13 protein-coding genes are annotated in these 12,915 nt (G+C 67.0%); 1 reads left to right on the top strand and 12 read right to left on the bottom strand.

Going from position 1 to position 12,915, the window contains the following annotated elements; genetic code table 11:
• Window positions 1-129: 129 nt before the first annotated feature.
• From EZ304_RS11020 to EZ304_RS11060, 9 genes are all read right to left on the bottom strand, one after another.
• Window positions 130-1,902: a DUF885 domain-containing protein gene (locus tag EZ304_RS11020; protein ID WP_142807068.1), complete on the bottom strand. Its 1,773-nt coding sequence runs from the start codon at window positions 1,900-1,902 to the stop codon at window positions 130-132.
• A gap of 269 nt (window positions 1,903-2,171) precedes the next feature.
• On the bottom strand, window positions 2,172-2,519 hold the full coding sequence (locus tag EZ304_RS11025) for a lipid-A-disaccharide synthase N-terminal domain-containing protein (RefSeq protein WP_010482376.1): 348 nt from the start codon (window positions 2,517-2,519) through the stop codon (window positions 2,172-2,174).
• Entirely contained in the window at window positions 2,519-3,241 is a 723-nt protein-coding gene (locus EZ304_RS11030; protein ID WP_099551796.1) for a glycosyltransferase family 2 protein, read from the bottom strand. Before EZ304_RS11030 ends, EZ304_RS11025 begins: the two co-directional genes overlap by 1 nt.
• A gap of 89 nt (window positions 3,242-3,330) precedes the next feature.
• A complete protein-coding gene (locus EZ304_RS11035) occupies window positions 3,331-4,296 on the bottom strand; it encodes an NAD-dependent epimerase/dehydratase family protein (protein WP_142807069.1) in 966 nt (321 codons plus the stop codon).
• A gap of 51 nt (window positions 4,297-4,347) precedes the next feature.
• Window positions 4,348-5,079, bottom strand: coding sequence for a suppressor of fused domain protein (locus tag EZ304_RS11040; protein ID WP_142807070.1), 732 nt, complete (start codon window positions 5,077-5,079; stop codon window positions 4,348-4,350).
• 126 nt (window positions 5,080-5,205) lie between these two features.
• On the bottom strand, window positions 5,206-6,129 hold the full coding sequence (locus tag EZ304_RS11045; RefSeq protein ID WP_008267278.1) for a ParB/RepB/Spo0J family partition protein: 924 nt from the start codon (window positions 6,127-6,129) through the stop codon (window positions 5,206-5,208).
• A complete protein-coding gene (locus tag EZ304_RS11050) occupies window positions 6,129-6,926 on the bottom strand; it encodes a ParA family protein (RefSeq protein WP_032128472.1) in 798 nt (265 codons plus the stop codon). Before EZ304_RS11050 ends, EZ304_RS11045 begins: the two co-directional genes overlap by 1 nt.
• A gap of 112 nt (window positions 6,927-7,038) precedes the next feature.
• The gene (rsmG, locus tag EZ304_RS11055; protein WP_049436024.1) at window positions 7,039-7,677 is read right to left on the bottom strand and encodes a 16S rRNA (guanine(527)-N(7))-methyltransferase RsmG; all 639 of its coding nucleotides are present in this window, start codon (window positions 7,675-7,677) and stop codon (window positions 7,039-7,041) included.
• Between the two features lie 39 nt (window positions 7,678-7,716).
• Complete coding sequence (locus EZ304_RS11060; RefSeq protein WP_142807071.1) at window positions 7,717-8,316, bottom strand: 4'-phosphopantetheinyl transferase family protein; 600 nt, start codon at window positions 8,314-8,316, stop codon at window positions 7,717-7,719.
• 84 nt (window positions 8,317-8,400) lie between these two features.
• On the opposite strand from EZ304_RS11060, the gene EZ304_RS11065 reads away from it, so the two are divergent.
• The gene (locus tag EZ304_RS11065; protein WP_005411656.1) at window positions 8,401-8,652 is read left to right on the top strand and encodes a GlsB/YeaQ/YmgE family stress response membrane protein; all 252 of its coding nucleotides are present in this window, start codon (window positions 8,401-8,403) and stop codon (window positions 8,650-8,652) included.
• 72 nt (window positions 8,653-8,724) lie between these two features.
• Here the strand turns inward: EZ304_RS11065 and xth are convergent, their stop codons facing one another.
• The 3 genes from xth to EZ304_RS11080 all read right to left on the bottom strand — a co-directional run bounded on the left by xth (window position 8,725) and on the right by EZ304_RS11080 (window position 12,850).
• A complete protein-coding gene (xth, locus tag EZ304_RS11070) occupies window positions 8,725-9,492 on the bottom strand; it encodes an exodeoxyribonuclease III (RefSeq protein WP_142807072.1) in 768 nt (255 codons plus the stop codon).
• Window positions 9,493-9,610: 118 nt separating this feature from the next.
• A complete protein-coding gene (locus tag EZ304_RS11075; protein WP_142807073.1) occupies window positions 9,611-11,020 on the bottom strand; it encodes a coniferyl aldehyde dehydrogenase in 1,410 nt (469 codons plus the stop codon).
• A 168-nt stretch (window positions 11,021-11,188) separates the two neighbouring features.
• A complete protein-coding gene (locus EZ304_RS11080) occupies window positions 11,189-12,850 on the bottom strand; it encodes an MFS transporter (protein WP_099551802.1) in 1,662 nt (553 codons plus the stop codon).
• Window positions 12,851-12,915 lie beyond the last annotated feature (65 nt).

Raw genomic sequence — 12,915 nt, forward strand, 5'->3', positions numbered from 1 at the left:
CCACGGGGTCGGATCCTGTGATCCGACCCCGTTTCCCGGTCCGAGGTAGTGCCGGCCGCTGGCCGGCAATGTCGAACGATCGCGGTGCGTGCAGGTGGCCGGCCAGCAGCCGGCACTACCCGGTAGCGGTCAGGCCTTCTTGCGTTCGGCGATGTAGGCCTGGATCTGCTGTTCCAGCACCGGCAGCGGCACCGAGCCCTGCTTGAGCAGGGTGTCGTGGAAGCCCTTGATGTCGAACTTGTCGCCCAGCTCCTTCTCGGCCTGCGCACGCAGGCGCACGATGGCGATCTCGCCCAGCTTGTAGCTCAGCGCCTGGCCCGGCCAGGAAATGTAGCGGTCCACTTCGGTGGTCACTTCATGCTCGCTCAGCGCGGTGTGGTCTCGCAGGTAGGCCAGCGCCTGCTCACGGGTCCAGCCCTTGCTGTGCACGCCGGTGTCGATCACCAGGCGCGTGGCGCGCCACATCTCGTAGGTCAGGCGGCCGAAATCCTCGTAGGGGGTTTCGTAGATGCCCATCTCCACGCCCAGCTTCTCGCAGTACAGCGCCCAGCCTTCGCCATAGGCGGAGATGTAGGCGTTGCGGCGGAACTCGGGCAGGTTCTTCTGCTCGGCGGCAATGGCGCCCTGCAGCGCGTGGCCCGGATCGGATTCATGCAGGGTCAGCGCCGGCAGGTTGTACAGCGGGCGCGACGGCAGGTTGTAGGTGTTGAGCCAGTAGGTGCCCATGCCGCCACGGCCGGCGGTCCAGAACGGCGCGATATCCGGCGGCACCGGCACGATGGTGAAGCGCGCGCGCGGCAGCGTCATGTACTTGCCAAGCTGGCCATCGGCGCGCTTGGAGATCCACGCGGCACGCGACAGCAGCTCTTCCGGCGTCTTGGCGTAGAACTGCGGATCGGTACGCAGGAAGGTCAGGAACTCGGCGAAGCTGCCCTTGAACTTCACCTGCTTGATGATGTCGTTCATTTCCTTCTGGATGCGTGCGACTTCATCCAGGCCGATGCGGTGGATCTCGTCCGGCGACAGGTCCAGCGTGGTGTATTCGTGGATCTGCTGCTTGTAGTACGCCTTGCCATTTGGCATCGCTTCGGCGGCCAGGGTGGTACGCGCCTGCGGCACGTACTCGTTGACGAAGAAGGTGCGCAGCTGCTGGAACGCCGGCACCACCTTGCCGCTGATCGCTTCACGCGCCTGTGCCTGCAGCTTGGCCTGTTCGGCGGCCGGAATGCTGTTGGGCAGTTTCTTGAACGGCGCGTACAGCGGCGACTCGGTGGGATCCATCAGCTCGGCGACGGTAGCGATGGAGACCTCGCGGCCATCGAGCACGGCACGCGGCACGCTGAAGCCACGCTTCAGGCCGGCACGCATGTTCTCGGTCTGCTGGCCGAAGTATCGCGGCACATCGTTCAGCCGTGCGATGTAGTTCTGGTAGTCCTGCACGGTCTTCATCTCGCGCCGGGCCATGAAGGACAGGTTGGACCAGAACGAGGAGTCGGCGTTGAACGGCATCTCGTAGCCGCGCAGACGCGTCTCTTCAGCCAGGTTGAACACCTGGTCGCGGTAGATCGCATAGTTGACCTGGTTGTCGGGCGACAGGGTCTTCGGGTCGATCTTCTTCAGCGCGGCGAGGGTCTCGTCCCACACCTTCAGGCGCGCCTGCTGCGCAGCCGGGCTGATGTCGGGCATGCGGGTGGCATTGGCCGGGGCGTCCTCGTCCTCACTGGCCTCGCCGCCACCTTGCTGGCGCCACTTCCACTCCTTCTCGTACAGCGCGCGGAAGGCGGCATCGGCGGGCGATTCGGTGGCCACGCTGGCCGGTGCGGCGGTGGCGGGCGGCGCGGCCAGGGCCACGGCAGGGGCGGACAGGGCGATCAGCAGGGCAACAGCAAGACGGGTTTTCACGAGCACAGGTTCCCGGGAAGGCAGGCGCCGATGATGGCACCGCCCACGGCCCGTGGCATGGGACGAAGGTCCTGCCTGCGCAGCAGACCGGGGCCCCTGTAGCGGCCAACCTTGGTTGGCGCTGGATTTCCCCGTGTGCCAACCAAGGTTGGCAGCTACCAGGCACGGTAGCCAGGCACGCAGTAGATCCACGCCATGCGTGGATGCGGCGGGCCCGGATACACCTGTGCCGACCAAGGTCGGCACCTACAGGATGGGCCCCGCAGGCCTCAGTGGCTGGCCCTGTCGCGCTTCCAGCCGCGGTGCTTGATGTCCAGCTGCAGGCTGTACAGGGCGGTGAACGCCGGGAACAGGTTCTGCAGCACGCCCACCGAGTCCTGCTTGGCCGAGAACAGGAAGTAGCTCAGCGTCATCAGGCTGCCGACCACGCTCATGTACCAGAACAGGCGCGGGATGACCGGCTTACCGGCACGCTTGGAGGCGACGAACTGGACCAGCCAGCGGCCACCGAACATCAGCGCGCCGGTGTAGCCGATCAACTTCCAGCCGGTCACATGCAGGCCGGTCCAGTACAGCCAGGTCAGCGGCTGGTCCAGCCAGTGCAGTTCCAGGCCCATCACCGTTCTTCCACCGTGGTGCGCTTGCTGCGGGTGATCAGCCAGGCCACGCCGCGCAGATCACGGATGCCGACCAGCGCACGGCCCAGGTTGTTGTACTTGGATACGCCGGCGGTGCGGTGGCGGTGGTTGACCGGCACACTGGTGGTCTTCCAGCCGGCACGCTGCATCAGCGCCGGCAGGTAGCGGTGCATGTGGTCGAAGTACGGCAGGTCGAGGAACGCGCTGCGCTCGAACAGCTTGATGCCGCAGCCGGTATCGGGCGTGTCATCGCGCAGCATGCGTGCACGGATGGCATTGGCCCACTTGCTGGCCCAGCGCTTGCTGCCGCTGTCCTGGCGGTTGACCCGCCAGCCGGCGAACAGCTTCACCTGCGCCTCGGCCGCATCGCGCGCGGCCAGCAGCTTTGGAATGTCGGCCGGATCATTCTGCCCGTCGCCATCCAGGGTCGCGATCCACGGCGCACGTGCGTGCTTGACGCCGGTGCGCACCGCGGTGCTCTGCCCGCTCTGGTTCACGTGGTGCAGCACCCGCAGTTCCGGCGTGGTCGCCTTCAGGCCCTGCAGCACCGCCAGGGTGTCATCGCGCGAGTGGTCGTCGATGTAGACGATCTCGAACGGCAGCCGGCCGCGCAGTGCAGCGGTGATTTCGGCGACCAGCGGGGCAACATTGTCGCGCTCGTTGAACACCGGGACGACAACGGAAAGCTCGGGTTGGCTCATAAGGCACTCGGCCAAAGGGGGACAAAGACCGCGCATTCTCCGAAGCCGAGGTTATCCGAAGATGAATCCGGCTGTGTGAGGGTCCGTCCTCAGGCGCGGTCGCCAAAATACTCGCGGCACCACTGCACGACAGGGGGCAACCCTTCTTCGATCGGGGTCACCGCGTCGAAGCCGAATGCGTCATGGGCGCGCCGGGTATCGGCCATCGTGCGCACCATGTCGCCCGGCTGCATCGGCTTGTAGACCTTCTGCGCCTGGCGGCCGGCGGCCTGCTCGATCACGCTGATGAAGCGCTCCAGCTCGACCGGCGTATGGTTGCCGAGGTTGAACACCCGGTGCGGTACCGGACCATCGGCCGGATGCGCGAGCGCGCCGAGAATACCCGACACGATGTCGGAGACATGTGTGAAATCGCGCTGCATGCGGCCTTCGTTGAACACGTCGATCGGCCGCCCGGCCAGCACCGCGCGCGAGAACAGCAGCGGTGCCATGTCCGGCCGGCCCCACGGGCCATACACGGTGAAGAAGCGCAGGCCGGTGGCATGCAGGCCGTACAGCTGCGCGTAGGTGTAGGCCATCAGCTCGTTGGCCGCCTTGGTCGCCGCGTACAGCGAGCGCGGCTGGTCCACGCGCTGGTCCTCGGAGAACGGCGGCGTGGCCGAATCACCGTAGACCGAGCTGCTGGAGGCATACACCAGGTGCTGCACGCCACGATGGCGACACAGCTCCAGCATGTTGACGAAGCCGACCAGGTTGCTGTCGACGTAGGCCTGCGGGTTCTCCAGCGAATAGCGCACGCCGGCCTGCGCGGCCAGGTGGATCACCGCGGTCGGCTGTACTTTGTCGAACAGCGCGGCCAGGCCCTGCTGGTCGGTCAGGTCCAGGGTGCGCAGGTCCAGGGTCGGGCACAGTGCGGCCACGCGGTCGCGCTTGATCTGCGGGTCGTAGTAGTCGTTGAAGTTGTCCAGGCCGACCACCGGCTGGCCCGCCTCCAGCAGCGCGCGGGCGGTGTAGGCACCAATGAAGCCGGCAGCGCCGGTGAGCAGGATGGTCATTGCAGTTGCCTGGAAATCAATGAGTACAGGTGCAGAGGATACGCTGCGGGCTCAGAACAGCCCGAAACGCTTCTTGGCCACATTGGTGCGGCCGGGTTCGATCACGTCCTGGATCTTCTTCGCATCGAAGCGGTCGAGCAGCGCCTCGGCACCCTTCTTCAGCTTCAGGTCCATCTCTTCCGGATACAGCGGAACCAGGCTCATGAAGCTGATGAGCTTGCCGTCGTCCAGTTCCAGCGTGGCGAAGTCCACCGGGGTAGTCACCGGCGGCAGCACGATGGCACCGTCGAAGCCCACGCCCGGCGCGTAGGGCTCGCTGGGATGGCCGTTGGGAATGGTGTGGCCGAAACCCAGCCAGGTGTCGTACTCGTGCGGCAGCCGCGCCATGCCCTTCAGCAGGCGCACCGGCCAGTAGTTGCGTTCGTCCTCGAAGGCATCCTGGGACATCGGCCAGTCGGCCGGCAGGGTCACCATCAGCTCCATGTAGCGCGGCACGTCCGCGTCCACCTCGGCGGGCACGGTCATCGGCAGGTCGCTCATGCCGGAGGTGACCAGGCGCAGGTACGGGAACTGGTCATTGGCCGGCACCACGTGCACGTCGATGTGCACCAGGTCGGAGATGATCTCGTGGAAGACACCGGACACCGGACCCAGATGGCGCTCTATGTGCGCGCCGATCGCCTCGATGTGTTCTTCGCCCTGCGGCGGGGTGAAGTCCTTCTGGCGGCTGTGCACCATGATCGGGCTGCCGCCCGGGCTGACGTCGTCGAATGTGTTGCTCATGTCCTGCTCCCTGGATGAGGCCACGGACCGGAGAGCAGTGCATCCCCCGGCGCGCGCGGCGGTGCGTTCCCTGTCATCTGCAGGACGCGGCAGGAACAGGCCGCATCCCCTGGCGCTGCGCCGGGCTCAGCCCTGGCGCGTACGCAGTTTTTCCAGCACGCCGTCCAGGGTATCCAGGTCGGTGTAGTGGATGATCAGCTTGCCCTTGCCGCCGCGGCCATGGTTGATCGCCACCTTGGCACCCAGCGCTTCGGACAGTTCGGTTTCCAGCGAGGCGATGTCGGCCTGCTGCACTTTCGGTGTGGCGACCGGGCGGTTGCTCGGCACCTTGCCGGCCGCGAAGGCCTGCGCACGGCGCTCGACCTCGCGCACCGACCAGCCTTCATCGGCCGCTTCCTGTGCCAGCTTGCCGGCCAGCTCGGGGGCCAGGGTCAGCAGCGCGCGGGCGTGGCCCATTTCCAGGCGGCGGGTTTCCAGCAGCAGGCGGATGGCCACCGGCAGCTCCAGCAGGCGCAGCAGGTTGGACACCGCCGCGCGCGAGCGGCCGACGGCCTCGGCGGCCTCGGCATGGGTCAGGGTGAATTCGCTGATCAGGCGCTGCAGCGCCTCGGCTTCTTCCAGCGGGTTGAGGTCTTCGCGCTGGATGTTCTCGATCAGCGCCATCGCGATGACGGTGCGGTCTTCCAGCTCGCGCACCACCACCGGCACTTCGTCCAGGCCGGCCAGCTGCGATGCGCGCCAGCGGCGCTCACCGGCGACGATTTCGTAGTTGCCCGCCGGCAGCTGGCGCACCAGGATCGGCTGGATCACGCCCTGCGACTTGATCGAGTCGGCCAGCTCGGACAGCTTGCCCTCGTCCATCTCGCGGCGCGGCTGGTACTTGCCCGGCTGCAGCTGGCCCACGGCCAGCTTGCGCAGCACTTCACCCGGCAGCGGCTCGATCACCGCGGTGGTGGCCTGCACCTGGCTGACCGCCCCCTTGGGACCCAGCAGCGCGTCCAGGCCACGGCCGAGGCCTCGCTTCTTGGCTGCCGGCTTGCTGCTGGTCATCAGACGGTCTCCACGGCCTTGGCGGCCTTGTTGCGTTCGTTGTTGCGGCGGATGATCTCGCCGGCCAGGCCCAGGTAGGCCACGCCACCGCGCGAAGCGCGGTCGTAGCCGACGATGCTCTGGCCATGGCTCGGCGCCTCGGCCAGGCGCACGTTGCGCGGCACGATGGTGCGGAACACGCGGTCGCCGAAGTGCTCGGTGAGCTCGGCCGAGACCGCGTTGGCCAGGTTGTTGCGCACATCGAACATGGTGCGCAGCACGCCTTCGATCTCCAGCGCCGGGTTGAGGTTGGCACGCAGCGCTTCGATGGTTTCCACCAGCGCGCTCAGGCCTTCCAGCGCGTAGTACTCGCACTGCATCGGCACGATCACCGAATCGGCGGCGGCCAGTGCGTTGAGCGTCAGCAGCGACAGCGCCGGCGGGCAGTCGATCAGGATGTAGTCGTACTCGTCGCGGATCGGTGCCAGCGCGCGCTTCAGGCGCTGCTCGCGCTCGCTCTGCGCCATCAGCTGGATCTCGGCGGCGGTCAGGTCGATGTTGCCGGGCAGCAGGTCGTAGCCTTCGGCGGTCTGCACGCGCACATCGGCGGCGCTGGACTCGCCCAGCAGCAGATCGTAGGTGGAGGAGACCAGCTCACGCTTGTCCACGCCACTGCCCATGGTCGCGTTGCCCTGCGAATCCAGGTCGACCAACAGCACGCGCTTGGGTGCGTTGGCCAGGGAAGCGGCCAGGTTGACGGCGGTCGTGGTCTTGCCGACGCCACCCTTCTGGTTGGCGATGGCGATGATGCGGGCCATGCGGGTGTGCCTCGTCGACGTGTGCTGGGACCGGTCATTATGCGTACAACCGGCCCCTTGCGGAAATCGTGGATCGCCAACCCGTTGTTCCACAAAGGGCTGGCGGCGGGAATCAGGGGCCTGTAACGGTGACCAGATGGCGTTCGCCGGCCAGGCCGGGCACGCTCAACGGGGTCACCTCACGCACCTGCCAGCCAGCCGGCAGGTCCGCGATCTCCTCATGCGGGTAGACGCCCTTCATGGCCAGCAGCACGCCGCCAGGGCGCAGCAGGTGGCCGCCGACGCGGACGATGCCGGCCAGGGTGTCCATCGCGCGCGCGGTCAGCTGGTCGTAGCGGCCGGCCTCGTCCAGCGCCTCGGCGCGCGATTCGGCCACGCGGGCATTGTCCAGGCCGAGCTGGCGCACGGCCTCGCGCATGAAGCGCGCCTTCTTGCCGTTGCTCTCGACCAGGGTGACCTGCAGGCCCGGGCAGGCGATCGCCAACGGGATGCCGGGCAACCCGGGGCCGGTGCCGAGGTCGGCCAGGCTGCCATCGGCCACGAACGGCTGCATTGCCAGCGAATCGAGCAGGTGGCGGGTGACCATCTCCTGCGGATCGCGGATGGCGGTGAGGTTGTAGGTGCCGTTCCAGCGGTGCAGCAGGGCCAGGTAGCGCAGCAGCGGCGGCGCCAGCGCGGCGTCCAGGCCCATGCTGGCCAGGCCCTGTTCCAGCGTGGCAGCCACGCTGGCGGGAAGTGGGTGTTCGCTCATGCCGACATTATCGCCGGTTTTGCACGCTGATTCCCCGCTTCAGTGTGGATACCAGGCCAATGCCGCACGGAACTGGCCGGTGGCCTGCCATTCGTGCAGGTGCCAGCGCGCGGCCTCGCCCAGTTCCGGGTCGCACCAGCGCAGGTGCAGGGCACCATCGGCCCCCGGCGCCAGCTGCAGCCGGTGCAGGCCGAACGAGATGCCCTGCCCGTGCGCCTTCAGGATGGCTTCCTTGACGCACCACACGCGGAAGAACCAGTGCTCGCGCCCGGCCTCGTCCAGGCTTTCCAGCCAGATCACCTCCTCGGGGTGGAAGAAGCGCCGTACGATTTCCAGAAGACGCGGCCGCGGCCGCAGCAGTTCCAGGTCGACACCCAGCCGCACGCCTTCGCCCAGCGCCACCAGCAGCACCTCGCCACTGTGGCTCCAGCCGGTGCCGTAGTGGGCCAGAGCGCCGCTCAGTTCCGGCCGGCCCTTGTCATCACGGACCAGCGGCAGCGTCTCCGGGTCGGCACCCAATGCCTGCGCCAGCACCTGCCGCGCCTGCGGTTCACCCCGGTGGCCCGGCACGTGCGGGCGGCGCCAGACCGTCACCGGACCGAAACGCCACGGGCCGTCGAGGGTGGCTGGCAGGCTCATCCGCACGCGCCCATCACGCAATTCCACGACGGGTTCACAGCCCTGCGCGTCAACTGGTCACAGTTCCCCACCGGAGGTTCGATCATGGGCATCATCATCTGGCTGATCGTCGGCGGCATCGTAGGCTGGCTGGCCAGCATCATCATGAAGCGCGATGCCCAGCAGGGCATCATCCTCAACATCGTGGTCGGCATCGTCGGCGCGCTGATTTCCGGCTGGCTGTTCGGCGGCGGCATCAACGAAGCGATCACCATCCGCACCTTCCTGTTCTCGCTGATCGGTGCGGTGATCCTGCTGGCGATCGTCAACCTGTTCACCCGCAAGAGCATACGGTGATCTGAGGGTAGTGCCGGCCGCTGGCCGACAGACGCATCACAACGGGCCCGGCAATCGTCGGGCCTCGTTCGTTCAAGCGATCTGCACCCACGCCGGCGCATGGTCGCTCGGGCGTTCCCAGGTACGCGGCTCGCGGTCGATGCCCGAGGCCACCGCACTGCCCTTCAGCGCCTCGGAGACCAGGGTCAGGTCGATGCGCAGGCCCAGGTTGCGGCGGAAGCCAGCGGCACGGTAATCCCACCAGCTGAACACACCGGCCTCGTCGTTGTGCAGGCGGAAGCCATCGTGCAGGCCCAGCTGCAGCAGCTTGTTCAACGCGCCGCGCTCGGCGGTGGAGGTCAGGATGTGGTTTTCGTTCCACACCTCCGGGTCGTGCACATCGCGCGCGTCCGGGGCGATGTTGAAGTCGCCCATCACGATCAGCTTCGGGTGGCGCTGCAGCTCTTCGGCGATCCAGGCGTGCACCGCCTCGAGCCAGCGCAGCTTGTAGTCGTACTTGTCGGTGCCGATGTCCTGGCCGTTGACCACGTACAGGTTGATCACCCGCAGGTCGCCGAAGGTACCGGCGATGACACGCTTCTGCTCGTCCTCGAAGCCGGGAATGCCGATCTGCACGTCCTGCGCCGGCTCACGCGACAGCAGCGCCACGCCGTTGTAGGTCTTCTGGCCGGCGAACACGCTGCGGTAGCCCGCGGCGATCAGTGCCGAATCGGGGAACTTGTGGTCCTCCAGCTTGGTTTCCTGGATACCGACGATGTCCGGGCCGAACTCCTTGAGCCACTGCTCCAGGTGCGGCAGGCGGACATTGAGCGAATTGACGTTCCACGAGGCGATCTTCATGGGGGCATTCTACCCGGGTGGGCCTTGATGGGCGCCCATATACCCCGGTAGACGCCAACCTTGGTTGGCGCCGGCAATCACCCTGTGCCAACCAGGGTTGGCACCTACCGGAACCCGATCACCGCAGCAGCAGCTTCAACAACCCCGCAATCTTCGAATACGGCGGCCGCAACCGGTCGCTGGCCGCCCAGCGCGACTGCCACAGCACCGGCAGCCGCTTGCTCATCGCATCGAAGCCGGCGCGCCCGTGGTACGCGCCCATGCCGCTGGCCCCCACGCCGCCGAACGGCAATCCGTCGGCGGCGAAGTGCAGCAGCGTGTCATTCACTGTCACCCCGCCGGCCACCACCTGGCCGAGGATGCGCTCCACCGTCGCCGTGTCGTGGCTGAAGGGATACAGCGCCAGCGGGCGGTCGCGGGACAGCACATCGGCCAGCGCCGCTTCCAGGTCCGGATAGGCCCGCACCGGCAGGATCGGCCCGAAGATCTCCTCGCGCATCAGCTCCAGGTCGTCCGGCGGGTCCAGCACCACGGTCGGCACCAGCAGGCGTTCACGGTCGGCACGCGCCTCATTCACCTGCGCCAGCGGAATCACCGGCACGCCGCGTTCGCGCGCCTGCGCCAGGTAGCCCTGCAGGCGCCGGTACTGGCCCTCGTTGATGATGCGCGTGTAATCGCCGGCTTCGCTGAAATCGCCATAGCGCTCGCGCACCTGCTGCTGCAGCGCCTGTACGAACTCGCGCTGGCGCGCGGTGTCGATCAGCACGTAATCCGGCGCGATGCAGGTCTGCCCGGCGTTGAACCATTTGCCGGTGGCCAGCCGCGCAGCGGCGGTGTCCAGCGGGAAGTCGCGACAGACAATCGCCGGCGACTTGCCACCCAGTTCCAGCGTGACCGGCACCAGATGCTCGGCGGCGGCCGCCATCACCTTGCGGCCCACCGCCGTCGAGCCGGTGAACAGCAGGTGGTCCAGTGGCAGCGAGGATACCGCTGCAGCCACGTCCGCCCCACCCTGCACCACCGCCACGCGGTCGGGCGGGAACACGCTGGCCAGCAGATCGGCCAGGAATGCGCTGGTGCGCGGCGTGTGCTCAGACGGCTTCAGCAGCACGTGGTTGCCGGCGGCGATGGCGGTGGCCAACGGCACCAGTGCCAGGGTGACCGGGTAGTTCCAGGGCGAGATCACCCCGACCACACCCAATGGCGTCGGCCGAAGTTGCGCGCGTGCCGGCCACAGTCGCCAGCCCGCACCCACCCGCTGCGGCTTCGACCAGCGCCGCAGGTGACGGCGCAGGTGGTCGATGGCCGAGAGCACGCTCATGCCATCGGCCAGTTTCGATTCAACGTGGGCGCGGTGGCCGAAGTCCTCGGCGATGGCCTGGGCCATTTCGTCCAGGCGTGGCTTCAGCGCTTCGCGGAGGCGGCGCAGGTCGGCTTCGCGCTGGTCGAGCGTGGGCCGCTGCGACTGCCAGGCGCTGCGCAGGGTGTGCAGGATGGCGGGGAGGTCTGCCGGCGTGGTGATGGTCATGGGCCGACTATACGGCGTGCTGCGCAACGCGATGGTCGTCTCGATGGGGTCAGATCCCTTTCGCAAGCGAAAGGGATCTGACCCCAAAAACAGGGAAACAAAAAAGGCCGCGGTCTGCACCGCGGCCCCTGAAACCCGGTGGGTGCCGACCGTTGGTCGGCACGCCGGCTATTTGGTGATATCCACGTCCTTGGTCTCGCGCAGGAACAGGCCGCCGATCACCACCGACATCAGCGCGATGATGATGGGGTACCACAGGCCGTAGTACAGGTTGCCGGTACCGGCCACCAGCGCGAACGAGATTGCCGGCAGGAAGCCACCGAACCAGCCGTTGCCGATGTGGTACGGCAGCGACATCGAGGTGTAGCGGATGCGGGTCGGGAACAGTTCGACCAGGTAGGCGGCGATCGGGCCGTAGACCATGGTCACGTACAGCACCAGCAGCCACAGCATGAAGATGGTGCCGGCGATGTTGATGCGGGCGCCATCGGCCTTGGCCGGATAACCGGCGGTGGTCAGGGCGGTCTTCAGTTCCGCACCGAACGCATCGGCCTTGGCCTTGCCGTCTTCCTTGGTCAGGCCAGCGGCTTCATACGAGGTGACGCTGGCGCTGCCCACGTTCACCATCGCCAGCGAACCGGCGGCGGCGGGCTGCACGTCGTACGGCACACCGGCCTTGGTCAGCGCGGCGGTGGCCACGTCGCAGGAGCTGGTGAACTTGCGCAGGCCGACCGGATCGAACTGGAACGAGCAGGTGTTCGGATCGGCCACAACCAGGGCCGGCGAGCTGCTGCGGGCTTCTTCAATGGCTGGGTTGGCGAAGTGGGTCAGGCCCTTGAAGATCGGGATGTAGGTGACGGCAGCCAGCAGGCAGCCGGCCAGGATGATCTTCTTGCGGCCGATACGGTCGGACAGCCAGCCGAAGAAGATGAAGAACGGCACGCCCAGCGCCAGCGCGGCGGCGATCAGCAGGTAGGAGGTGGTGGCATCGACCTTCAGCATGCTGCTGAGGAAGAACAGCGCGTAAAACTGGCCGCCGTACCAGACCACGGCCTGGCCGGCCGCAGCGCCGAGCAGGACCAGCAGCATCAGCTTCAGGTTGCCGCCCTTCAGGCTGTCGCGGAACGGGGTCTTGGAACCCTTGCCTTCCGACTTCATCTGCTGGAACAGCGGCGATTCGCTCAGCTGCAGGCGGATCCACACCGAGATGCCCAGCAGCAGGATCGAGACCAGGAACGGGATGCGCCAGCCCCAGGCTTCAAAGGCTTCATTGCCCAGGAAGTAGCGGCAGGCCAGGATGATCAGCAGCGACATGAACAGGCCGAGCGTAGCGGTGCACTGGATGAAACTGGTGTACAGGCCACGCTTGTCGTCCGGCGCGTGCTCGGCCACGTAGGTAGCGGCACCGCCGTACTCGCCGCCCATCGCCAGGCCCTGGGCCAGGCGCAGGATGATCAGGATCACCGGTGCGGCGAAACCGATCGATGCGTAGTTGGGCAGCACGCCGACCAGGAAGGTCGAGATGCCCATGATCAGGATGGTGACCAGGAAGGTGTACTTGCGGCCGATGCGGTCGCCGAGGCTGCCGAAGAAGGCCGCGCCGAACGGACGCACGAAGAAGCCGGCGGCAAACGCCAGCAGGGCGAAGATCATGCCCGTGGTTTCGTTGACGCCACTGAAGAACTGCTTGGCGATGATGGCGGCGAGCGAGCCGTACAGGAAGAAGTCATACCACTCGAACACCGTGCCGAGGCTCGAGGCGAAAATGACTTTCTTGTGGCCCTGGGTCAGGGTGCCCGCTTTGTGTGCGGTGCTGGGTGTGCTGGACATGGGACGTTTTCCCTCTGTAGGTGCCGACCTGGGTCGGCACTCAATCCGGTAGACACCGACCGTTG

The organism is Stenotrophomonas maltophilia (assembly GCF_006974125.1).
GTDB lineage: Bacteria > Pseudomonadota > Gammaproteobacteria > Xanthomonadales > Xanthomonadaceae > Stenotrophomonas > Stenotrophomonas maltophilia_O.

Bases quoted from the DNA above. Each gene is read 5' to 3' on its own strand.
- EZ304_RS11075 (WP_142807073.1), bottom strand. From the start codon at position 11,020: ATGACCATCACCACGCCGGCAGACCTCCCCGCCATCCTGCACACCCTG.
- rsmG (WP_049436024.1), bottom strand. From the start codon at position 7,677: ATGAGCGAACACCCACTTCCCGCCAGCGTGGCTGCCACGCTGGAACAG.
- EZ304_RS11025 (WP_010482376.1), bottom strand. From the start codon at position 2,519: ATGGGCCTGGAACTGCACTGGCTGGACCAGCCGCTGACCTGGCTGTAC.
- EZ304_RS11065 (WP_005411656.1), top strand. From the start codon at position 8,401: ATGGGCATCATCATCTGGCTGATCGTCGGCGGCATCGTAGGCTGGCTG.
- EZ304_RS11060 (WP_142807071.1), bottom strand. From the start codon at position 8,316: ATGAGCCTGCCAGCCACCCTCGACGGCCCGTGGCGTTTCGGTCCGGTG.
- EZ304_RS11050 (WP_032128472.1), bottom strand. From the start codon at position 6,926: ATGGCCCGCATCATCGCCATCGCCAACCAGAAGGGTGGCGTCGGCAAG.
- EZ304_RS11080 (WP_099551802.1), bottom strand. From the start codon at position 12,850: ATGTCCAGCACACCCAGCACCGCACACAAAGCGGGCACCCTGACCCAG.
- EZ304_RS11045 (WP_008267278.1), bottom strand. From the start codon at position 6,129: ATGACCAGCAGCAAGCCGGCAGCCAAGAAGCGAGGCCTCGGCCGTGGC.
- EZ304_RS11030 (WP_099551796.1), bottom strand. From the start codon at position 3,241: ATGAGCCAACCCGAGCTTTCCGTTGTCGTCCCGGTGTTCAACGAGCGC.
- xth (WP_142807072.1), bottom strand. From the start codon at position 9,492: ATGAAGATCGCCTCGTGGAACGTCAATTCGCTCAATGTCCGCCTGCCG.
- EZ304_RS11035 (WP_142807069.1), bottom strand. From the start codon at position 4,296: ATGACCATCCTGCTCACCGGCGCTGCCGGCTTCATTGGTGCCTACACC.
- EZ304_RS11040 (WP_142807070.1), bottom strand. From the start codon at position 5,079: ATGAGCAACACATTCGACGACGTCAGCCCGGGCGGCAGCCCGATCATG.